This is a genomic window from Acinetobacter sp. LipI_19 (assembly GCF_058242925.1).
The window spans coordinates 3,981,867-4,004,446 of the sequence record NZ_JBZAYK010000001.1 but is presented as its reverse complement, the minus strand read 5'-3'; the positions used below and the strand labels follow the sequence as shown (position 1 = coordinate 4,004,446).

Here is a 22,580-nt window from a genome sequence, read left to right as displayed (position 1 = left end):
TCCTTATTTTTTATTATGGTGCGCAATGTACTTTACACGCAGCGGGTGGCTGTGGATTCGTCGTTGAGCTTTCATTATCATCATTACAAGCACTGAGTAAGACACTCAGGCTGGTCACTAAAATCAGCAAAAAATTTCGCATTGTCCTATCCATGAAATAAAGGTAGGGATAGTCAATACAACTGGTATGACGCTAGAGTGAAGTTTTTATGGCAGTTTGATGAATATTTTTTAAAATATGATAAATATCAAATATTTGTTTTAATTTATAAATAAGCGACTTAGTTTAAAACAAGTTTACGGAATAAAAAACGCATCCGAAGATGCGTTTTGATTATAAAAATATATCAATATTTTAGAATTACCAACCAAGCGCTTCTTGTTGTTTTTTTACCAATTCCTGAATACCCTTTTCAGCCATTTCAAGCATTGCATTAGATTGAGCGCGTGTAAATGGTTTTTCTTCTGCAGTCCCTTGAATTTCAATAAATTCACCTGCTTGAGTCATCACCACATTCAAGTCAGTTTGGCAGTTAGAATCTTCTTCATAACAAAGATCAAGCAATACTTCATCTTGATACATGCCGACAGAAATTGCAGCAACGAGGCCTTTTAATGGATCGTGCTTAATTTTCTTTTTCTCAAGAAGTACATTCATGGCATCAATTAATGCAACCGCAGCACCCGTAATTGCAGCAGTACGTGTACCACCATCTGCCTGAATCACATCGCAATCAATGGTAATGGTGTTTTCACCCAATTTTTTCAAATCCACCATTGCACGTAAGCTACGACCAATCAAACGTTGAATTTCTTGAGTACGACCAGATTGCTTACCGCGAGCAGCTTCACGGTCGCTACGTGTATGGGTAGAACGTGGCAACATACCGTATTCCGCAGTCACCCAGCCTTGACCCTGACCTTTTAGGAAACGTGGCACTGAATTGTCAATACTTGCAGTACACAGCACTTTTGTATGACCAAATTCAACCAATACTGAACCTTCCGCATAACGGGTGTAGTTACGGGTAATTTTAACTTCACGTAATTGATCTAATGCACGTTGGTCGATACGCATAGCTTGTCCTTATGGAATTCAAAAAATATTGCGACTTATTATAACAGATCACAGAGCGATGGTTTTGTTACAAGATGGTGGTTTTTGAAATTGCTCACTAAATCTATATGTGGCGACTTAAATAAACTTCTATACAAACAGATATACAAACCACGTTTTAAAATTTTCGAAATTTAGCTAAACATTTAAATGATGCTTATCAGCGTAGGCAACAACAACTTGTTGATACTTAAAGGCTCTATAAATGCATATATTAAAGGCTATCTTGATTCCAAGTTTTATCTAAGTCTTTTAGGTGGTTATACGCTTGTTCAAACTCAGTAAAACTGAATGTCAGAATGGGGATGGAACAAGGGTTTTCCCAAATAACAGATGTTATAACATCATGTATATATCCCCATGCTAGTCCAAACCGAATCCACTTGACTTCAGTTTGAGTAACGACTTGCTCTACCATGATGACACTACATCCAAGATCTAAATCATCGGGACAAACTAAAAGAGGAAAAACCGTTGAGACAGCACCATATTCAGAAAATTCAGGTTTAAGAAGCTTCCAAGCATTACTTAAGGCTTTATTATCTTCATAATCATATAGCCATCCTTGTGCTGGGACTAAATTATCTGCACGTTCAATGATATTAGTATTTCCGTGTATCCATATATTTAGCGGAATATTGTCAATTGCAAGAATAGGAAATGATTTTGAGTGACCATTTGCATCATGGACGCATCCGCTAATCGGATGTTCGCTTAAAAGGATGGCTGAAATGAAGTGCATATATTGATTAAGTACTTTCAAAAGATTCTAAAATCAACATAGCACAGCTTATACAAAAAATTAAAAATCACTGAATCTAAAACATGCATTAAAAGCAATAGAAGAACCTTATTTAACTCAATAAGGTTCTTCTAACAACAATTGAGGATCTATTTTCAACAGCTATTGCACCAGTTGAATGAAGCGAGATAAACACCTTAGCAACACCAATGCTTACACATCGCAAAAACTTTGTTTAAGCAAAAATACCCTTTAACTTCTGTAAAGACTGAGTAATGGTGGTTGTTAAACTATTTGGCAAAGAGCATTTGGCTAAACGAACCCATACACTGCCAAACTGTTTCATGAAATCTGCTTCATTATAGTTGATGCCATATTCCACACATAAAGCTCTAATTTTTGGAGCAGCTTCTGAATAACGATTGGCAGGCATATCAGGGAACAAATGATGTTCAATCTGATGACTTAAATTCCCACTTAAAATATGCAACCAGTCTGTTCCAGTAAAATTACTAGAACCACGAATCTGACGTAAATACCACTCAGCACGGGTTTCATTTTCCACATTGTCAGCTTCAAAAGTCTCTGCATCTTCAGTGAAATGACCATTAAAGATCACCGCTGAAGACCACAAACTGCGGATCACATTGGCAATGGCATTCCCAGCTAAAACAGGTAAAGCATTGGGTCCTGCAATCACAGGAAAAAATACATAATCTTTTAGAATTTGACGACGGGCTTTTTTACGAAATTTTGCAGCATCTGCCCAGACCTGCTTCCAAGTTTTTGTTTTATAAATCAGCGCATCTTCCAAATGTAAATTTTGTAAGCCAACATACCATTCAAAAAACACCATCAATTGAATCGCTAAAGGAATATTAAACAAAAAACGCGGTTCCCATTTCTGTGATTCACTAACACGGAGTAAACCATAACCCACATCATGGTCTTTACCCACAATATTGGTATAGGTGTGATGCACATAATTATGTGTGTATTTCCAATCATCACCTGTTGCCATGGTATCCCAGTCGTAATTTGCACCATTCAAACTTGGGTCATTTAACCAATCGAATTGGCCATGCATAACATTATGACCCAACTCCATATTTTCCACGATTTTGGAAATGCCCAACAATCCTGTGCCCACCACCCAAACAGGTGGAATCCATCCGCCAAACATCAACATACCACGTGAAGCAATTTCACTATAACGGACAAAATTACGGATTTTATAAATATACTTGGCATCTTGTTCACCTAAACTGTCCATGATTTCACGGCGGATTTCATCAACACGGCGACCAAACTCTGCGGTTTGCTCTGGGTTTAAATGTTTCGATTTACTGTTTGGAAAAGTAACTGACATATTCATCGTCTTGCTCCTCAGCGCTTCATTTCTAGAAGCCTTAGCTGAATTTAGGTACAACTTCCTAAGCCTAGGTTCAACAGACCGAGAAGTTGTTTAAATTTATTTAAATGATTGTTTTAATTTACAGATTAATAACCACAGGACTTATTGCTTGGCTGATACACAATTTGATCTGTGTATTTGAAGCATGGTCAATTTCTCCTGTCAGCATATTTTTGGTCGAACCACTCACTTTAGTACATGTACAAGTATTGCAGATCCCCATACGGCAACCATGAGTTGGCTTTAATCCCGCTTGTTCAGCGCTTTCAAGAAGATTTGATTTCGCAGCAAATTCTTGTTGTGAACGCAAAAACACCACGGGTTGTTCTTCTAAAGTTTCATCTACAGCGATCTGGAAAAATTCTTGTTTCAAACGATCTGCAATATTCAAATCTTGAAAAATTTGATTGATGCTTTGCATCATTGCACGAGCACCACACGCATAGCTTTGACGCTGTTGGAAATCAGGAACCAAACTTTCCAATAACTCGATAGTTAAATGCTGTTTTTGTTGCGCGGTATGAATATAGTGATAATTCAACAATGAATGTTGCTGATAAAGCTGTTCTAGATCTGCATGAAAAGCCTCATCACGACTAAAATAAATTAAATCAATTGGACGATTTGAATCTTTGAGTGCTTCAAGCAATAATGAATGGATTGCGGTAATTCCACTGCCTGACGCAATCAATAACAATGGCGATGCATCGGGAGCTAAAACAAAATCACCCTGAGCTTGTGACAGTTCAACAATGCTACCAAAAGCCATTTGGCTCAGCGCATTGGAGACTTTACCCTGTTGTTTTACAGCAATGATCATATCGCCATTATTCAAAAATTTAACCACAGAATAACTACGTTGTTGACGTACACCCGCAATTTCAACAGTTACAAGAACAGATTGTCCCGCTTTAAACTGTTGATGCTTAAAATTACGATTTGGACGTAATTGAATTTGATAAAAATCAGGGCTTAATGCACGAGTTTTAATAATCGTGGCTTTTACCTTTTTCCAAGCCCAAACAGGATTGATTTTTTCAGCGATAAAATCGACAAAATCCTCACGAACCCATTCTGGCTGATACTGCATATAGCTACTCATGTGACGTTCCTCTTTGTGCTTGCTATTTATTGAGTGAACAAACGTTCTTTTAGTGAACATATGTACACTATAATCATTTTTTAAATTCAGTCAACACCTGTACACTGACATTCGTCGTTTAATTTGTTTTTATTTTTGATAGACTCATCACAACAAAAATCTTTGGATACCAGAATGTCGATACGCGATGAACGAAAACAGCAAAGCCGTCAGGCTTTACTTGATGCTGCTTTAACCTTAAGCACTTCAGGTCGTTCATTTTCGAGTATCAGTTTGCGAGAAGTTGCCCGTGAAGTCGGTTTGGTCCCAACAGCGTTTTATCGCCATTTCCAAGATATGGATGAATTGGGGAAAGAACTGGTAGATCAAGTTGCGCTTTATTTAAAGAATGTCTTACACCAGTTGGGAAAAGGCCTAGCACATCCTGAAGCGAAAACCAAAACCAGCATGGTGCTGTTTTTTGAGGCGGTAGACAGCAGCTCGCAACAATGGATTTTTATGATTGCGGAACGTTGGGGCGGTTCGGAAGTGGTGCGTAAAGCCATTTCCCGTGAAATTGACTTCCTGAATGATGATCTTGCCAACGCGTTAAAAAAGTTTGAAGTTATCGCAAATTTTCATGATGAAAATGATTTAAAAGTGATCACCAATATTTTGATTAATTTATCTTTTACTTGGGCAATGTCATGGATCAACTTATCTCGACAATACTCTGGCATAGAACTTGAGTTGCAAAAAATGGTCCTTAAAAAACAATCGGTGACGCAAATCCGCTTAATTTTTAAAGGCATCGAAAATTGGGACCAAGATAGAGCTTAATTTATCTCCCAAACTCGCCTCTATATCACCCGCAATAAAAAACCCGCAATTGCGGGTTTTAAAAACATAAAAGCTTATTTGGCTTTACGTTCTTTATTGATGAGATAGTCAAGGACTTGCGTCACTTTACCGTCTTCACCTTGAACCACATATTTACCATTTACCACAACAGCAGGAACACCTGAAAGCTGATACTGTTGTGCCAATTGATTTGATTCAGCAATTTTTGCAGTAATCGCAAAAGAGCTATACATGCTGTTAAATTTCGCCTCAGGCACACCGTACTGAGTGAAGAATTTAGCAAAAGCATCTTTTTGTAGAACTTGCTGATTACCTGCATGATTGGTATGGAATAAAGGTAAATGCGTACGCTTACGTACACCCAATGCCTCACTCACATAATATGCTCGAGCACCTTGCTCCCATAATGGATTCATCGCTGCTGGGGTACGAATAAAGTTGACATCTTTAGGGATTTTCTTTAACCACGCTTGCATATGCGGTTCTAATGTAAAGCAGTGAGGGCATCCATACCAAAAAAACTCACGCACTTCAATTTTACCAGGAACAGAAACTTTTCCTGGATTTTGCACCACGGTATAATCTTTACCTGCAACAAAATCAGCAGCCATGGCGTTTGCAGAAAATGCCATTACCATGGCAGTCATGCCACCTAAAATAAATTTTTTCATTGACTTTATTGTCCTCGTCGTCATCTCGTATAGCTTATGCATTCACTATAAAACAAATATGGGAAAATCGTTTTCCTTCTGTGAAGTTTTTTACACGATTCATCGCTTTTTTTGGATTTATGGTTACACTAGGGTCTGTTGATATTTCATAAATAGACGAAGTGTTAACAAACACTAGCATAACTGAACTTAATTTTTGATTAAAACAATTTACTTAGAGGTGCCCGGCATGTCGCAACTTAATGTTGATCCACAGGAAATTGCTAAATTTGAAGCGCTTGCTGCTTTATGGTGGGATCAACACTCTGAGTTCAGACCTTTACATCAAATCAATCCACTGCGTTTAAACTGGATTGATGAACATGCCAACGGTCTTACAGGTAAAAAGATTCTTGATGTAGGATGTGGTGGTGGGATTTTGGCTGAAAGTATGGCACGTCGTGGCGCCAATGTTTTAGGTATTGACATGGGTGTAGCACCATTGAATGTCGCTCGCTTACATGCTGAACAGGAAAATGTTCAAAATATTGAATATCGCCAAGTCCCTGTGGAGCAACTCGCAGAAGAACAAGCAGGGCAATACGATATTGTTACATGTATGGAAATGTTGGAACACGTTCCTGACCCAGCTTCTATCATCCAAGCTTGTCAAAAGCTAGTTAAACCAAATGGTCATGTGTTTTTTTCAACAATTAATCGTAATCCAAAGTCTTATTTATTCGCAATTATTGGTGCGGAATATGTATTACGTTTATTGAAAAAAGGCACCCACGATTATCATAAATTTATTAAACCGTCTGAACTTGCTGATGACATTCGTAACTCAGGTTTAAAACTTAAAGATATGACCGGCTTACACTACAACCCACTCACAAAACATTACTGGCTTGCGCCCAATGTTGATGTGAATTACATGGTTTATACTGTGAATGAAGGTGTTTGATGCAAGCTGTTCTTTTTGATTTAGATGGGACACTGATTGATACGGCTGCAGACTTTATCCGTATTATTCAAAATATGTGTCGAGAAGAAGGACGTGCAGTGGTTGATGCAGATTTGATCCGTACTCAGGTTTCTGAGGGTGCACGCGCAATGGTAAAACTGGTTTATCCAGAGCTTGAAGTGGATGATCCGATTTTTTTAGCACATCGTCAACGCTTTTTAGATCTGTATGGTGATGACATTGCTGTAGACACAGATCTGTTTGCTGGTATGTATCCTCTTCTGGCAGAGTTAGAAAGCCAGCAAATCCCATGGGGTATTGTGACCAATAAACCACGTTGGTTAAGTGAATCATTATTGAACGCATTGAACCTCACACAACGTTGCGCTGTTCTGGTGTGCCCTGAAGATGTCACTCAGACCAAACCAGATCCAGAGCCAATGTATCTAGCAGCAAAGCAAATTGATATTGCACCTGAACAATGTATCTATGTGGGTGATCATCCGCGAGATATTGATGCAGGACGTAATGCACAAATGTATACAATTCTCGCAGCTTATGGTTATTTACCATTACAGTACAAAGATGATTTAAATGCTTGGCAAGCCGACTGTATCGTAGGGAATGTTAATGAATTACATCAAGTTATTCGAAAACTTGTAGATATTTAAATCCCAAAAAATCATACAATTTACCTAACAACATGATAAGTAACACTGAAACATCTTGAATATGATGTTTCAATGTTTTTATATAGAACATAGGCTGGTTGGCAGTTCACTTATTTATAATGAGCAGTGCATTTCCAACAGTGTAAGCTAAGACGTAAAAAATTTAATCATTCTAAATGATGAGAAACATTGTTTTATATGGTCAGGACATTGCGTCAAAAGCCTAAATTACATCATAACAATTATAGGAGGTCTCCCATGAAGTATTCAGAATATCAACCTCGCCCAGATTTATTGAAGGATAAAATTATCCTCATTACGGGTGCGGGAGACGGTATTGGACGTGCTGCTGCGCTCAGCTATGCCTTACACGGCGCAACAGTCGTGTTACATGGTCGCACGCTCAATAAACTTGAAGTCATTTATGATGAAATTGAATCACTTGGTGCCCCCCAACCTGCTATTCTTCCTTTGCAGCTTTCTACTGCCTCTTCACGTGACTATGAACTGCTTGTTGATACTCTAGAGCAACAATTTGGTCGCTTAGATGGTATTTTGCATAATGCTGGAATCTTAGGAGAGCGTGTTGAGTTGGCACATTATCCAGAAGAGATCTGGGATGATGTCATGGCGGTGAATTTACGTGCACCTTTTGTGCTCACCCAAGAATTACTGCCTTTACTGGAAAAATCTGAAAATGCATCAGTCGTTTTCGCTAGCTCTGGTGTAGGACGTGAAGCACGTGCGCAATGGGGTGCTTACTCGGTTTCAAAGATTGCGATTGAAGCGGTCAGTAAAATATTTGCCAAAGAAAATACTTATCCAAATATTCGTTATAACTGTATCAACCCAGGTGGGACCCGTACCGCTATGCGTGCCAAAGCTTATCCTGATGAGGACCCAAAGGTTTTACCATCACCTGAAGCCATCATGCCTGCTTATCTCTACCTCATGGGAGATGATAGCCTTGCGTTGAATGGTGAAAGTATTGACGCACAGGATTAGCTCCATCTTTCTTTCTCCACGCTTTTCGAAGTGTGGAGAAAATCATAAGAGATCCTCTCATTTAAACTATTGATCATAGAGTCAAACTAAAAATATTATAAAGACTTACATTAAAATCGTTTTACCCAATAAAAACTATAATTTTATTCAGTTTCTTAAATAACAAGGATTCTTCTATAGTGTTACTCAAGTTAAACAGATCAATTTGAGGCGTTTTTTATGAAAGATTTAAAACATAAAGTGGAGATGATTCGCTCTATCGAACAATTACAGCTCCCAAATCATTTTATTCAGGCCTTAGATGATGCGCATCAAGCAAAAGATATTATCAAAGCAATCAATTGCTTAAAGGAGATGAATCAGCAGTGGTCTTAATCTTTCATGCTGAATTTATAGCGGAGTCATCTCTCTAAGTATATTTTCATAAATATTTACATTTTTTAGCTACCTATTCCGCTTAAAAAAATTTGCTGCAATGCATTACAGGCCAAAGCTTTGCAATAATCCTTTTCACTTTTATATAAATATGTTTTTATTATGTCTGTCATTTTAAATGAAAAACTGAACTTTCTTCACAGTTTCTCTGCAATTTAGCAGTACATTAGTGAGGTCAAAATAAACATATTGAATAAGCGAGGACGATTATGAAAAAGATTTTAGCGATCATCGCCATCTCTTTATCAACACTGTTGACGGCTCAGATCAGCAGTGCAGGTCCTCATTTTGACGATGACAATGGTTTTGATCGTGGCAAAAGCGAACGTGGAGATCGTGGACGCAATCATCGTGATCGTGGTAATGATGATGACAACATTCAAGAACAACGTCGTGAACGTGAAGAACGTGGCGTAAAACGTTTGCAACAGCACAAATGGCAAATGGGTTATGTAATGCCACAGCATTATCGTGGTAATAGTTACAAAGTTGATTATAAAGACGAAAACCTTCCAAAGCCTTCGCGTAATCAACAGTGGTATAAGATTAACAATGACTATATCTTGGTCGATTCAGATAATAATAATATTGTGAATATCCGAGGGATGTAGTTTTTTAAATATTTTGCTTTCATAGGCTCAAACACCTTTTTTGTTTGAGCTTTTTTTTGCCTAAATTTCAGTTTTTACACTCTGTTTTTAAAAAACTCTAGAAACCTCCATAAAATTGACAATCGAATGATATTTCTCCATTTTTTATCTTAACTTAAATTGTAGTTTGAATGATCGGATAAACTATCCGTCTTAAAAGGTCGAATCAAATGAGAAAGGTTATAAGCGCAATCACACTATCACTCAGTGCCTTAGTTACAACTTCGGTAATGGCCAACTGGGATCATGGGCGTGATCATCGTCCTGCTACATCACATGAAAAATTTGAATGGCGAGAGGGTGTAATTTTACCTGATCGTTATCAGGACAATCGATATTACGTGAATGATTATCGGACATACAAAAATCTGCATCAACCTGCTAAATTTGAACGTTGGTATAAAGTAGATGGCCGTTATGTACTGGTCAATGAACGCAACCATCATATTATTCGTGTCATTCGATAATATCTAAACTGCTAGATTTACAGCCCAAATTCATTTTTGGGCTTTTTTAATTGTGAAAAGAAAATGCCAATATGTCTCTTCATCAAGTCTTCATACATTTCACAATTCACCTAAACCATGCTCACTGTTTATCTCAAATGATTGAGTAATTTGATTACATCAAAGGACAAAAGTTCAATTCAGGTGTATCAAATGAAAAATATCTTAACCACACTAGCTTTATCAATGAGTGCTTTTATTGCAACATCTGCGATCGCTGCACCCCATGATTATCATCGAAATGATAACCAGCGCTATCAACAAAACCATTGGGATCATAAATATGACAATCGTTGGAATAAAAACAATCATTATGACAACCGCGTAAATTCGAATCAACGCTGGCGCTCAGGGCAGTACTTCCCGACTCAATTCAATTCTTCGCGCTATCATGTCAATTATAAAAACTACCGCCAGTTACCTAAACCTGGAAGATATCAGCAATGGTACAAAGTGAATGGTGACTATGTGCTCGTAAATGAGCGAAATAATCGTATTATTCGCGTGATTGATTAATGGCTATATTTTAAGTTTCAAACCCAAGTTAGCTTGGGTTTTTTCATATTTTGAGAATCTGCTTAAAACCTAATTGATTCAACAAATAAATAAAACACATACTTTCATTTATATCTCCATAGTTTCTCTATATTTTACGATTAGATTTAATGTGAAGGCATTAATTATTGAGTGAAATAGAAAAGCCAAATATCATCAGTAAATTGTTCAAAATGAAAGATTAGAATGTGTAATTTCGATGAACAGCAATCGTTAAAATATCTGGCTTTTAACTCAATATTCCAAAGTGAATCGTAAAATTAATATACCCTTTCGCACTCGTCCTCCCACGTTCGAGTGCTTTTTTTATTCAATAGCGTCTGTTGACATTTCATAAATGGCTTGTGTAGTCGAATATAATCGAGCATGAGACATAAACGTCATAAAACATGAAACTTGAGATCATTTTAGCTACAACCTGAGCAAGAACAAAGCATTGCTTTGTTTGCAGCGCGCAAGGCACAGCAATGGGGACTAGCGTTTTTTTGCCGTGACGACGTTACATTGCGAAAGATGTTTCTCATCATTTAGAATAACTATATTTCGTATTTCGTGCGTTGTTTCACCTAAAAAGTCGCATAGTCGCAAACATAGACGAATTGTTAGCAGACTCTATTATTCTTACGCTATTTTTGTTTAGAATCGCGGTATAGCAATCATCAATACTGAGATAGGCATGCAAACCGACAGTTTAGAAACAATACAAAGCACAACACAAGAATACGTGCATTGGTTTCGTCACTCTGCACCCTATATCAATGCTCATCGTGGTAAAACCTTTGTATTGATGTTTGGTGGTGAAGCTGTTGAACACGAAAATTTTCAGCATATTATTCATGATATTGCCCTGCTCCATTCATTGGGCATACGACTGATTTTGGTCCACGGCGCACGCCCGCAAATTACTGCCAATTTGCTTCACAATAAAATTCAAAGTCCTATTCATATCAATCGTCGTGTTACTACACGTGAATCATTGCCTTGTGTCATGAGCGCTGTGGGTTCTATTCGTCTACAAATCGAAGCACTACTATCTATGGGGCTTGCTAATTCACCCATGTTTGGCGCACGCATTGATGTGGTCTCAGGTAATTTTGTCACAGCAAAGCCATATGGTATTCGTGATGGTGTCGATTTCCAGCTCACTGGCGAAGTACGCACAATTGATACTGAAGCCATTCAACGCCATTTAGGTAATCAAAATATTGTATTACTGGGACCCACAGGATATTCCACTACAGGTGAAGTATTTAACTTGCTTGCAGAAGAGGTGGCGACAAAAACAGCCATTCATATCAAAGCTGATAAATTGATTTTTTTAGGAAATCAACAAGGCTTAATGGATGAGTATGCGCAATTGAAACGTGAAATTACTCCACTTCAACTCGATAAACATATTGAAAAATATCAAGATTCAAATTTTGAAATCGCCTTACATTTGCACAATGCAAAAGAAGCATCGCTAAAAGGTGTAAATCGCGTTCATCTACTTTCCTACAGCGATGATGGTGCCTTGATCAAAGAGCTCTTCACCCGTGATGGGCATGGCACTATGATCACTGATGCACATTATGAAGAAGTTCGTATGGCAAATATTGGTGATGTCGGTGGCTTGATTAATTTATTACGCCCTTTGGAAGATGAAGGAATTTTAGTGTATCGTTCACGCGAACGTTTAGAAAATGAAATCGAGAAATTTGCCGTCATTGAGCGAGATGGAACCATTCTCGCATGTGCTGCACTCTACCCGATTCCTTCAACAGAAAATGAAGTCAAATCAGCTGAAATTGCCTGTGTAGCCGTACATCCAAGCTATCGTAAATCTAATCGTGGTAGCCAAATTCTGCATTTTTTAGAAGAAAATGCACGTCAAATGGGTATTCAGCAACTGTTTGTTTTAACCACGCGAACCGCACACTGGTTCTTAGAGCATGGTTTTGAAATGGCAAATGTTGATGATTTACCTGAGGCTCGCCAAGCGCTATATAACTATCAACGTAATTCGATGGTCTTTAAAAAATCAATTGCTTAAAATTGATCAAAATGATTATTTTAAACAAATTATCACATTTGCTTCTAAGCTTATCTCAATAGATTCCATCCACCAGAGTATTTTCTTATTCTTGAGGATGGAATCTATATATGGCGATTGAATAACACAAATAACATCATAATTTTCAAATTCTTATAATATTATATTTTTATAGAATATCAGCTTTATATTTCTCATTTACAGATAACCTTAGCAATTTATTGTTTATCTATTTTTTTCATTAGTAATCACTAAAAATTTATTTTTTTGAAAATACAAAGCCTTTTAAGCTGATGCTCATGCCTTTTTTAGACTTTATAGGAGCATCGTGACTCATGGCGAGCTTATTTCAACCTTCCTGGAAAAAAATCACCCTTGTTAGTGTTAGCCTTGCCACCATCATGATGCTTAGTGGATGCTCAAAACCACAAGAAACCACAACTTTAAATATCGGTTTCCAAAAATATGGGGTATTGCCCATCATCAAAGCACGTGGTGACTTAGATAAAGCCTTAAAAGAGAAAGGGGTAAACGTTAAATGGGTTGAATTCCCTGCTGGGCCACAACTTCTAGAAGGTTTAAATGTTGGTAGTGTCGCCTTTGGTGAATCTGGGGAAGCACCGCCTATTTTCGCCCAAGCTGCAAACTCAAATCTGGTCTATGTTGCTAATCAACCTGCTGCGCCCTTGGCTGAAGCCTTAATTGTGCCGAAAGATTCAGCCATTCGATCGGTCCAAGATTTAAAAGGTAAGCGTGTAGTTTTGAATAAAGGTTCAAATGTACATTATCTTTTACTCAAAGTTTTGGAAGCAAATCATTTAAAACTTGATGATATTCAAGTGGTCTATCTACCACCAGCTGATGCCCGTGCCGCTTTTGAAAAAGGTGCAGTAGATGCTTGGGTGATTTGGGATCCGTTCTTTGCTGCTGCAGAAAAGCAACTCAATGCAAAAGTCCTTGCGACAGGTCAAAACTTGGTGAATAACCATCAATTCTATTTGGCTGATCGTAAGTTCGCTGAACAACATCCCGATGTTTTAAAAATTGTGGTCAATGAACTGAATACAACAACGCAGTGGGTGTCTCAACATCAAACTGATGCGGCAAAACTCTTAGAAAAACCGACAGGCTTACCGCTTGATATTTTGAATACCTCAATTTCTCGTATGGGTTTTGGTGTCACTCCAATTTCTAACGATGTGGTCAAGAAGCAGCAAGATGTCGCAGATGCTTTTTATCAACAAAAACTTATTCCCAATAAAATCAATATTCAAGCAGCTGTTTTAGCAAACTAATTTCGCCAACAGCTCCGCTAAAGAGGACATCAATATGACCCAGCAAATCGCGCAACAAAACACATCATCATGGTTCAATGCAACGACTCATGCCATGACCACTATGTTGATCTGTAGCGCAATGCTGGGTTCAGCCTCTGTGTGGGCAATCGATCCAACGGTAAAAGAATTACGTATCGGCTTTCAAAAAAGTTCTATTAATTTTGCAATCGCCAAACAACAGAAATTGTATGAGAAAGAATTCCCAAATGCCAAAATCACTTGGAATGAATTCCCTGCAGGTCCTCAAATTTTAGAAGCCCTTGCTGTAGGTTCTCTGGATATTGGTGTCACTGGTGATACCCCACCAGTATATGCCCAAGCCGCGAATAAACCGCTGTACTACATTGCCTATGAAGCAGCCAAGCCATTGGCTTCGGCAATTTTAGTGCCTAAAGATTCAAAAATCACCAAACTCAATGAATTGAAAGGTAAACGCATTGCGTTGCAGAAAGGATCTAGTGCGCATTATTTACTGGTACAAGCTGTACGTAAAGCTGGTTTGCAATGGTCAGACATTCAACCGATTTGGTTAACCCCTGCTGATGCCCGTGCTGCATTTCAAAAAGGTGCTGTCGATGCTTGGGCAATTTGGGATCCATTCTTTGCATCTGCACAAGTAGAAGATCAGGCGCGTATCCTCGCCTCAGGACAGGGTTTAAGTCCGAATTATACCTTCTATTTGGCATCACCAGATTTTATAAAGAAATATCCTCAAGCAGTTAAAGGCATTATCCAGCAAATTAATACTGCTGATAAATGGGTACAAGCCAATCGTGTCGCAACAGCGCAAGCCATCGGACAAAGCACCGGTTTAAAACCAAAAGTTAGTCAAACTTTTATTGAGCGACGCCCAAGACCTTCTGGTGCAGCACCACTTTCAGCAAAAGTAATTGCAGATCAGCAACAGCTGGCCAATCGTTTTAGCGAACTCAAAATTATTCCAAACAGCATAGATATCAAACAAGCGGTTTGGGCAGTGAAATAATATTTTTCTAAGGATGAATGAAATGAAAATCTTCTGGTTTATTCCTACTCACGGTGACAGTCGTTATTTAGGTACATGCAAAGGTGCTCGCCAAGTTGACCATGCTTATATGAAACAAATTGCTGTAGCTGTGGATAATCTGGGCTATGAAGGTGTACTCATTCCCACGGGACGTTCATGTGAAGATCCATGGATTACTGCTGCGAGCTTGATTGATGCGACTAAAAATCTAAAATTCTTGGTTGCGTTACGTCCTGGCGTAACAACACCAGCGCTTGCAGCACGTATGGCTGCAACTTTTGATCGACTATCCAATGGTCGGGTTTTACTCAACCTCGTTACAGGCGGCGATGAGCAAGAATTGAAAGGTGATGGCGTATACGAAGACCATGCTTCACGTTATAAAACAGCAGCTGAATACACCACGATTTGGCGTGAAATTTTAAAACGCTCACATACGGGTGAATCATTTACCTTTCATGGCGAACGTTTAAGTGTAGACGATGCTAAGTTACTTTATCCACCCATTCAAGCGCCTTACCCACCACTTTGGTTTGGTGGATCTTCTGAAGATGCGATTGAATTAGCTGCTGAGCAAGTTGATACTTATTTAACTTGGGGCGAACCACCTGCTGCAGTAAAAGAAAAAATTGCAGTGGTGAAAGCCAAAGCCGAGACTAAAGGTCGTCAACTTAATTATGGTATTCGTTTACATGTCATTGTTCGTGAGACCAATGAGCAAGCATGGCAAGCTGCCAATGAACTAATTCAATATGTAGATGATGCGACGATTGCAGCTGCACAGAAAAAATTTAAACAAATGGATTCTGTCGGGCAACGCCGTATGGCTGAGCTACATAATGGTGATCGTAGTAAGCTTGAAGTATCACCAAATCTTTGGGCAGGGGTCGGACTAGTTCGTGGTGGTGCGGGTACTGCTTTAGTCGGTGATCCTCAGACTATTGCAGATCGCATTCAAGAATATGCCGATTTAGGCATCAATACCTTTATTTTCTCAGGCTACCCACATTTGGAAGAATCCATTCGCTTTGCTGAACTGGTATTCCCATTACTGCCTTTGGAAACACGTAAGAAACTCACACAACCTAATTTGACTGGACCATTTGGTGAAATCGTAGCCAACAACTACACACCTGAAGAAAATAAAAAACCGTTACAGGAGCCTGCATGAATGCCATAATTAAAAATGCTGCTCCAACCAAAAGCAACGCAGTTTCACGTGGAACTAAACAAATCGGGCAGCGTTTACTGCCTTGGTTTGTGCCGATTTTACTGATAATCATATGGCAAATTGCCTCTAAAACGGGGCTACTTGAAAGCCGTGTTTTACCTGCACCGACAGCGGTAGTCTCTGCATTTTGGACACTTTTAGTCAGCGGTGAGCTTTGGCAACATGTCAAAGTTAGTGCTGGTCGTGCGCTACTTGGCCTCTTCGTTGGTGGTGGGCTCGGCTTATTTTTAGGACTACTTAATGGTTCATCAAAAGTGGCATCCAATTTACTGGATACCACCTTGCAAATGATCCGAAATATTCCAGCATTGGCCCTGATTCCATTGGTTATTTTATGGTTTGGAATTGATGAGTCTGCAAAACTATTTTTAGTGGCTGTCGGTGTCTTTTTCCCGATTTATATCAATACCTATCACGGAATTCGCTCAGTTGATCCTCAATTGATTGAAATGGGAAAAAGCTATGGATTAAGCAGATGGCAACTTTATAAAGAAATTATTTTACCGGGCGCAATGCCTTCAATTTTAGTGGGTTTACGCTTTTCACTGGGGTTGGTTTGGGTACTACTGATTGTGGCAGAAACAATTTCCGCACAATCTGGAATTGGTTATATGACCATGAATGCGCGTGAATTTTTACAAACAGATATCGTGCTGGTGGGTATCTTGCTGTATGCCCTTTTAGGCAAACTTGCAGATGTATTTGCACAATTTCTAGAAAAATACCTATTGCGTTGGCACGCAGGTTATCAAAAATAGGAGTCTGATATGACCGATTTAAGCATTAGCCAATATGCCAATGACTTGGTGGCAACAACCGAGATTGTTGAGGAAGAACAAGCAAAAATTGGTGCAGAAATTTCGATAGAACAACTGCATAAATATTATGGTGAAGTTAAAGTTCTTGAGGACTTAGATTTAAACATTGAAGCTGGTGAATTTGTTGCAATTGTGGGACGTAGTGGTTGTGGTAAAAGTACCCTACTGCGTTTAATTGCCGATTTAGAACAACCCAGTTATGGTGAAATCAAATTTAAATCTTTATTAAATTTCCGTGAAGGGATCATTGCAGATGATATTCGGGTGATGTTCCAAGATCCACGCTTATTGCCATGGAAAAGTATTCTAAAAAATGTGCAATTGGGTCTAGCCAAAAACCAATTTTCTAAGGCTGAGCAATTATTAGAAAAGGTGGGATTAAAGGAGAAATCTGGACTTTGGCCATCACAGCTTTCTGGTGGACAACGTCAACGAACGGCGCTTGCTCGTGCTTTGTCACATACACCGCGGGTCTTATTACTGGATGAACCTTTAGGTGCTTTAGATGCATTAACAAGACTAGAGATGCAGAGTTTGATTGAAAAATTATGGTTAGAACAAGGTTTTACCACCATTCTTGTTACTCATGATGTCAGTGAAGCTGTTCAACTCGCAGATCGTATTATTCTTTTGGATAAAGGTCATATTGCCCAACAGTTTCAAGTCGATTTGCCTCGTCCGCGTCAAAAAGGGGTGGCATTTGCAGAACTCGAACAACAAGTTCTCAGCGCTGTGCTTGCAACATGAACAACAACGCAAGGTATTGCATCAAAATATTTTTGCCCTTGCAGATTTACCTTGCGCGACATGTTCCTGATCTTGAATAATTAAATTTTTAGATTTGGATGTTTAGATCGCATAGAAAATGTTCGCTGTCATAAACATGTTAAAGTTTTTAACTGTTTCTATTGATTAAAAATAATTTGAATATTTTAAAGCAAGCGCATTTTCTTAAATGAAAATTAAATAATGCTATTTAAGATTATTTAATTTTTAAATTAACCTTATACTAAAAAATGTCACAAAATTTAAATATTAAGTCATAATTGACATAATTTTAATATAAGATTTGCTCCAGTTTAGTGCAAAATTATATAATAGGGATCTACGATCGACTTAATAATAAAACTTCATCATTATTTATCAGAAATATACCAAAATAATGCTGCTTTCTGTGCACAAATCAAACATTTTACCGTACAATTTAATAATCAGTTTTTCGATTAAAGATGCGATGGAACAAAAAAAGAGTGCTCAAAAACGCCAGCAGCTGCTCAATGCTGCACTTGATGTATTTTCTGTCTATGGTTTCAATGGCGCAAGTCTAGATGAAATCGCTCAGTTAGCAGATATGCATAAATCCAATATTTTCTACTACTATGAAAATAAAGAAGCCTTATATGTTGAAGTGCTAACGACAGTTATGCAGAAATGGTTAGCACCGTTGCAATCGCTTGAGTCAGAATTGGAACCGACAGAAGCATTGTCGCATTACATCATGACCAAAATCGAAATTTCTAGAACTCAGCCAAAAGCTTCAAAGCTTTTCGCGTTAGAAGTGATTCAAGGTGCACCACATATTTTACCGATCCTAAAAGGCCCGCTTAAAAAGCTCTTTAAACGCAAAGCCAAAGTTATTTTAAACTGGCAGGCGCAAGGTAAAATATCAGATCAAATCGATGCTGAATTGTTGATTATTAATATTTGGGCACTGACCCAAAATTATGCAGACTTTAGCACTCAAATCGAAATGGTTACTGGTAAAACTTTGCGTAATAAAAGTATGTGTCAACGCGCAATTGAACATACCATCCATATGACTTTATATGGTGTGTTACCGCGCAATTAATCATCCAATAGACATATTGGTTATTTTGGCAAACGGCCATAGAGTTCTATGGTCGCCAAGACTCAAATTTAAACTTTTTCTATTATTCACACAAACTAAGTCTTTAATAAATAGACTGATATAGTTTTAACAACTTTTGTGCACCCAATAATAAATTATCTTCCCAATCTAAATGTGCTGTGTCATTTGCACCGTCAGTAATATATTTAATCGAAACCAACCGCACATCTAGTTTTTTACAGACTTTAGCTAATGCGTAGCCTTCCATATCGACTAGATTACAGGTCACTTTGGGTTTTCCTGTTTCAAAACTATCACCTGTACCACAAACACCCTGTGCTAAATGTGGAAAATACGATTCTAAATGAATTTCGCTTGGCAAATACTCATCCATTGGTGTAACCCCCACATCAAAACCGAGTGGAGAAACATCCATATCGCGTTGCACAAAAGTTTTTACTTCAATCAACTCATGAGCATTAAAGAAAGAACTACCGGCACTCCCTAAGTTTAATATGGTTTTACAGCCAGTTTTCTGAATGACATCAAATGCAGTATAGGCCGCGTTGATCTTGCCAATCCCACTATAGTGGACGGTGATACCTGCTTGCTCAAACAACCCTTTAGATTCATTGGGTAAAGCCATAATCAATGCAATATCGTCTTTCATATATATTCAGAATTAAAAATTTTTCTTATTAAAATTGAAATTCAAATCCTGATCAATCTTATTGTTAACTCAAAATTTTAAAATCATATACAAATCACTACTGTACCTATAACTTCGATTGCTCATAATGTTTTAATAGAAAAATAGAGATGAAAATAAATGAATATCCAAATTATCGTGGGCAGTATTCGAGATGGCCGTGTTGCGATCAAAGTCGCAGAATGGTTACTTAAAGAAATCCAAAAACTCGACTTTAGTACCCTCAATGTTGAAATTGTAGATTTAAAAGAATGGGATTTGCCTTTCTTTGCTGGGAAAAACTCACCCGCCTCAGGAATCTATGATCAGCCCAAACAGCAAGAATGGGCAAAAAAAGTTGCTTCTGGCGATGCCTTTATTTTCATTACACCAGAGTACAATCATGGCTATAGTCCTGTACTGAAAAATGCCATCGACTTCGTTTATAAAGAATGGCAGCGCAAACCTTCGGCTTTTGTCAGCTATGGTGGTACCAACGGTTCACGTTCAATTGATCAAATCAAACAAGTCTGCGCTTTTATTGGTATGATTGACTCCAATGCAGTTATTGAACTGCGAGATATTGGGCAACGTGGTAAGAGTGAAACCTTTGAGGGGAATGAGTTTGATAATAAAGCAGTCAAGTCTGTGGTAAACAAACTCATCCAATATGCCAATGTCTAAAATCACATTGTACGCTTTAGCTTACATCACTTGCATGCATTGACGGCTAGGTAAGTTTAAGCAAATACCCTATTCTACTGACATAGGGAACAGGAAGTTTCCCAGACGTAAAACAATAATAATCGGTCTGTACATCAGGAAGTGAGGTAGAACAGGAGTTTACCTAGCGAACCAATATGAAAAAGCCCCGTCAGGATGATGGGGCTTTTTTTATACTTTAAACAATTTAATTTTGCCCAACTGTTAATGACTGATCACCAATACATTTACATCCGCAAGATAAAGGTGAATTATGCTGCGCAGCGGGCTTTCCCATCACCAACATATGATTATCACCTGCAACAATGCTGGCGACACACTTGTGTTTGGGACAAGTCGCCTTATCGCCTACACATGCAATCGCTTTACCATCAATCAGAAAAGAAGACTGAGCAGAAATAATTTTTCCCCCACCTGTCGTGGGTGATCCTAATGTGATATATGGAAGTGCCATAGTGCCTACCTTTTATTGTTTTGTTATTGAATAAAATTTATAAAACATCGAACTCAATACGGCGATTCTTTCTACGACCCTCATCCGTTGCATTATCAGCAACAGGTTTGGTTGAACCCAGACCTGCTGTGCTTAAACGAGTCGGTGCAATGCCTTTCGTAGTTAAATACTGCTTCACCGCTTCAGCACGTTGCAAACTCAAATCCTGATTCTTCTGTGGATTACCTTGGCTGTCAGTATGACCCACAATTTTAACATTTTTACCTTGCACTTTATTTAATGCAACCACCATCTCGTCTAAGATTTGTGTACCTGTTGGGGTAAGTACGGCTTTGCCAGATTCAAACTCAATAATTCGATTTTTTAGTGCATTATCAATCACAGATTGCTCAGCAGCATTCACTGAAATTTGAGAATTAAATCGATAAGGTGGCTGAACTAAGGATTGGAATAAATTGGTGGTTGGCTGAATATCAGTTTGTACACCCATTTTTCCAACCAATTCAACTTGAGTACCTCGTACAGAGAGCTTACCTTGGCTAATCTTCTTTAGATCTGGGGTAATCACACGTGTAACCGAATCACTCCAGCCATTTGGTGCGGATACGGCTCGAATTTGGATTTTATCTACAACCTGATCATCACCATAAACCGCTTTTAATTTCGCCAAGATTGCTTGTTTGGTCATGTCATTCGGCACAGCACCTTCAACCACAATCGGTGCAGCAAACACATTGAATGAACAAAATAAGCTAGAAATAAGCGCAAATTTTTTCAATATTTTGACTTGTTTATTTTTCATATCATTATTCATCTATAAATGTTTGTCTAAAAAGTTTCATGCCTTGAACCAGACTCAATTGACGTTCGCATAAAGACTGTTCAAGCGCTGCTAGACCTGCATTCTGTTCCAAATAGGCATCAATCCATAGTGGTTTGACCAAAGATACCCAATGATCATTTTGCATATTTTGAGTGAAAATATTACTTAAAGCCGTGATATCTGCCCCTTGGAATCCAAATAATAAAATTGGAGACTCTTGGTGAAGAATACCAATCAAGATCTCTGTATTACTTTTTTCTAAAAAGCGTCCGATTAAGTTGACCCAAAACGCGGCAATTTCATAGCAATAATTATGATTATTAATTGGTAAAATAAGTACCTTAGATAACTTACTGGTACCGTGTTTAAGCACAGGCTGAAGTAACAAGCCCAAGCCCAGCATACTTTGCGCCAACTCATAAGGCGTGATCTTCATCATTTGCGCAAATGAATGCATGGTATGATTTTCAAAAAAGTCCTGCGTTTTTAATTCAGGCAAGACCTGTATTTCATGATCAATTTCACCCAGCTTATTGATCAATACTTCAGGATCACGAATGGTTCGGATGCTTCGATTTTTTTGAAATAAATCAATCAATACCGGTTTATATTTAAACGGCGCATAGAGTAAGTTTTGAAAAGGATGATCAACTTCTAATAACTGACTTAAGACCATTGGAAATTGACGACCAGAACTGTCTTCACTGGTCACCATATTTGCCGCAAGAAACATTCTTTCCTTAGGGTTTGCGATAAAGAAGTCTAAAGGCGCTAATGATTCATAAGCTTGATTAAAATTTTCTTCTCGCATTGCAAGCTCTAAAGCTTCCGTAATCCATTGATCAATCACTTGAATCAATGAATATTGCCCTTTTGTTTTCAGAAAATCACCACGTGCGGGACATTTTCCATAATACAACGGTGTAGACTTTATCGTTTGCATACTTTAATCCCTCGCGTCAAATCGT

The 22,580-nt window shown here is 38.2% G+C and carries 25 protein-coding genes and 2 pseudogenes; 16 read left to right on the top strand and 11 right to left on the bottom strand.

All coding sequences use genetic code 11. The features are described 5' to 3' along the window. Positions 1–13: 13 nt before the first annotated feature. The 5 genes from AC4CVF_RS19220 to AC4CVF_RS19200 form a co-directional block, all read right to left on the bottom strand. Positions 14–142 (bottom strand): hypothetical protein, encoded by a 129-nt coding sequence (locus AC4CVF_RS19220; protein WP_262087376.1) that lies wholly within the window; start codon positions 140–142, stop codon positions 14–16. A gap of 219 nt (positions 143–361) precedes the next feature. Then, a complete protein-coding gene (gene rph / locus AC4CVF_RS19215; RefSeq protein ID WP_004723527.1) occupies positions 362–1,078 on the bottom strand; it encodes a ribonuclease PH in 717 nt (238 codons plus the stop codon). Positions 1,079–1,331: 253 nt separating this feature from the next. Beyond that, the gene (locus AC4CVF_RS19210) at positions 1,332–1,859 is read right to left on the bottom strand and encodes a hypothetical protein (protein ID WP_239046740.1); all 528 of its coding nucleotides are present in this window, start codon (positions 1,857–1,859) and stop codon (positions 1,332–1,334) included. Positions 1,860–2,094: 235 nt separating this feature from the next. After that, positions 2,095–3,234 (bottom strand): fatty acid desaturase family protein, encoded by a 1,140-nt coding sequence (locus AC4CVF_RS19205; RefSeq protein ID WP_442892805.1) that lies wholly within the window; start codon positions 3,232–3,234, stop codon positions 2,095–2,097. 118 nt (positions 3,235–3,352) lie between these two features. Then, positions 3,353–4,375, bottom strand: coding sequence for a ferredoxin reductase (locus tag AC4CVF_RS19200; RefSeq protein ID WP_336953827.1), 1,023 nt, complete (start codon positions 4,373–4,375; stop codon positions 3,353–3,355). Between the two features lie 174 nt (positions 4,376–4,549). On the opposite strand from AC4CVF_RS19200, the gene AC4CVF_RS19195 reads away from it, so the two are divergent. Further along, the gene (locus AC4CVF_RS19195) at positions 4,550–5,194 is read left to right on the top strand and encodes a TetR family transcriptional regulator (protein WP_336953828.1); all 645 of its coding nucleotides are present in this window, start codon (positions 4,550–4,552) and stop codon (positions 5,192–5,194) included. A gap of 74 nt (positions 5,195–5,268) precedes the next feature. On the opposite strand, the gene AC4CVF_RS19190 is transcribed toward AC4CVF_RS19195, so the two are convergent. Further along, positions 5,269–5,886: a thiol:disulfide interchange protein DsbA/DsbL gene (locus AC4CVF_RS19190; RefSeq protein WP_336953829.1), complete on the bottom strand. Its 618-nt coding sequence runs from the start codon at positions 5,884–5,886 to the stop codon at positions 5,269–5,271. A gap of 229 nt (positions 5,887–6,115) precedes the next feature. Between AC4CVF_RS19190 and ubiG the strand changes: the two genes are divergently transcribed. The 14 genes from ubiG to AC4CVF_RS19120 all read left to right on the top strand — a co-directional run bounded on the left by ubiG (position 6,116) and on the right by AC4CVF_RS19120 (position 18,924). Beyond that, positions 6,116–6,829: a bifunctional 2-polyprenyl-6-hydroxyphenol methylase/3-demethylubiquinol 3-O-methyltransferase UbiG gene (gene ubiG / locus AC4CVF_RS19185; RefSeq protein ID WP_336953830.1), complete on the top strand. Its 714-nt coding sequence runs from the start codon at positions 6,116–6,118 to the stop codon at positions 6,827–6,829. Continuing rightward, complete coding sequence (locus AC4CVF_RS19180) at positions 6,826–7,500, top strand: HAD family hydrolase (RefSeq protein WP_336953831.1); 675 nt, start codon at positions 6,826–6,828, stop codon at positions 7,498–7,500. The genes ubiG and AC4CVF_RS19180 overlap by 4 nt, the downstream gene beginning before the upstream one ends. Positions 7,501–7,758: 258 nt before the next feature. Next, positions 7,759–8,505, top strand: a complete 747-nt coding sequence (locus AC4CVF_RS19175; protein ID WP_336953832.1) for a YciK family oxidoreductase — start codon at positions 7,759–7,761, stop codon at positions 8,503–8,505. Between the two features lie 219 nt (positions 8,506–8,724). Continuing rightward, on the top strand, positions 8,725–8,880 hold the full coding sequence (locus tag AC4CVF_RS19170) for a hypothetical protein (RefSeq protein WP_336953833.1): 156 nt from the start codon (positions 8,725–8,727) through the stop codon (positions 8,878–8,880). Positions 8,881–9,149: 269 nt separating this feature from the next. After that, positions 9,150–9,551, top strand: a complete 402-nt coding sequence (locus AC4CVF_RS19165) for an RcnB family protein (RefSeq protein ID WP_336953834.1) — start codon at positions 9,150–9,152, stop codon at positions 9,549–9,551. Positions 9,552–9,760: 209 nt separating this feature from the next. After that, positions 9,761–10,057, top strand: coding sequence for an RcnB family protein (locus AC4CVF_RS19160; RefSeq protein ID WP_336953835.1), 297 nt, complete (start codon positions 9,761–9,763; stop codon positions 10,055–10,057). 192 nt (positions 10,058–10,249) lie between these two features. Beyond that, entirely contained in the window at positions 10,250–10,612 is a 363-nt protein-coding gene (locus tag AC4CVF_RS19155) for an RcnB family protein (protein WP_336953836.1), read from the top strand. Between the two features lie 715 nt (positions 10,613–11,327). Continuing rightward, the gene (argA, locus tag AC4CVF_RS19150) at positions 11,328–12,683 is read left to right on the top strand and encodes an amino-acid N-acetyltransferase (protein WP_336953837.1); all 1,356 of its coding nucleotides are present in this window, start codon (positions 11,328–11,330) and stop codon (positions 12,681–12,683) included. 335 nt (positions 12,684–13,018) lie between these two features. After that, on the top strand, positions 13,019–13,978 hold the full coding sequence (locus AC4CVF_RS19145) for a sulfonate ABC transporter substrate-binding protein (protein WP_336953838.1): 960 nt from the start codon (positions 13,019–13,021) through the stop codon (positions 13,976–13,978). A gap of 94 nt (positions 13,979–14,072) precedes the next feature. Continuing rightward, positions 14,073–15,005: a sulfonate ABC transporter substrate-binding protein gene (locus AC4CVF_RS19140; RefSeq protein WP_490789936.1), complete on the top strand. Its 933-nt coding sequence runs from the start codon at positions 14,073–14,075 to the stop codon at positions 15,003–15,005. A 22-nt stretch (positions 15,006–15,027) separates the two neighbouring features. Beyond that, positions 15,028–16,197 carry an FMNH2-dependent alkanesulfonate monooxygenase gene (ssuD, locus tag AC4CVF_RS19135; RefSeq protein WP_490789830.1) on the top strand — a complete coding sequence of 390 codons (1,170 nt, stop codon included), beginning with the start codon at positions 15,028–15,030 and terminating at the stop codon, positions 16,195–16,197. Beyond that, positions 16,194–17,015, top strand: coding sequence for an aliphatic sulfonate ABC transporter permease SsuC (gene ssuC, locus AC4CVF_RS19130; protein WP_490789829.1), 822 nt, complete (start codon positions 16,194–16,196; stop codon positions 17,013–17,015). The genes ssuD and ssuC overlap by 4 nt, the downstream gene beginning before the upstream one ends. A gap of 9 nt (positions 17,016–17,024) precedes the next feature. After that, positions 17,025–17,822 (top strand): ATP-binding cassette domain-containing protein, encoded by a 798-nt coding sequence (locus AC4CVF_RS19125; protein WP_336953841.1) that lies wholly within the window; start codon positions 17,025–17,027, stop codon positions 17,820–17,822. Positions 17,823–18,309: 487 nt separating this feature from the next. Further along, complete coding sequence (locus tag AC4CVF_RS19120) at positions 18,310–18,924, top strand: TetR/AcrR family transcriptional regulator (protein WP_016539535.1); 615 nt, start codon at positions 18,310–18,312, stop codon at positions 18,922–18,924. A 103-nt stretch (positions 18,925–19,027) separates the two neighbouring features. Here the strand turns inward: AC4CVF_RS19120 and AC4CVF_RS19115 are convergent, their stop codons facing one another. Further along, the gene (locus AC4CVF_RS19115) at positions 19,028–19,594 is read right to left on the bottom strand and encodes a 5'-methylthioadenosine/S-adenosylhomocysteine nucleosidase family protein (RefSeq protein ID WP_336953842.1); all 567 of its coding nucleotides are present in this window, start codon (positions 19,592–19,594) and stop codon (positions 19,028–19,030) included. A gap of 159 nt (positions 19,595–19,753) precedes the next feature. On the opposite strand from AC4CVF_RS19115, the gene AC4CVF_RS19110 reads away from it, so the two are divergent. Next, the gene (locus tag AC4CVF_RS19110; RefSeq protein WP_336953843.1) at positions 19,754–20,296 is read left to right on the top strand and encodes an NADPH-dependent FMN reductase; all 543 of its coding nucleotides are present in this window, start codon (positions 19,754–19,756) and stop codon (positions 20,294–20,296) included. 226 nt (positions 20,297–20,522) lie between these two features. Here the strand turns inward: AC4CVF_RS19110 and AC4CVF_RS19105 are convergent, their stop codons facing one another. The 4 genes and pseudogenes from AC4CVF_RS19105 to tagF form a co-directional block, all read right to left on the bottom strand. After that, entirely contained in the window at positions 20,523–20,789 is a 267-nt protein-coding gene (locus AC4CVF_RS19105) for a PAAR domain-containing protein (protein ID WP_004723549.1), read from the bottom strand. A gap of 37 nt (positions 20,790–20,826) precedes the next feature. Further along, positions 20,827–21,591, bottom strand: a complete 765-nt coding sequence (locus AC4CVF_RS19100; protein WP_490789828.1) for an OmpA family protein — start codon at positions 21,589–21,591, stop codon at positions 20,827–20,829. Between the two features lie 4 nt (positions 21,592–21,595). Further along, positions 21,596–22,087, bottom strand: a pseudogene (locus AC4CVF_RS19095) (type VI secretion system-associated protein TagF); the annotation flags it as partial. Between the two features lie 71 nt (positions 22,088–22,158). After that, positions 22,159–22,555: pseudogene (gene tagF / locus AC4CVF_RS19090) on the bottom strand (type VI secretion system-associated protein TagF); the annotation flags it as partial. Between the last annotated feature and the right edge of the window lie 25 nt (positions 22,556–22,580).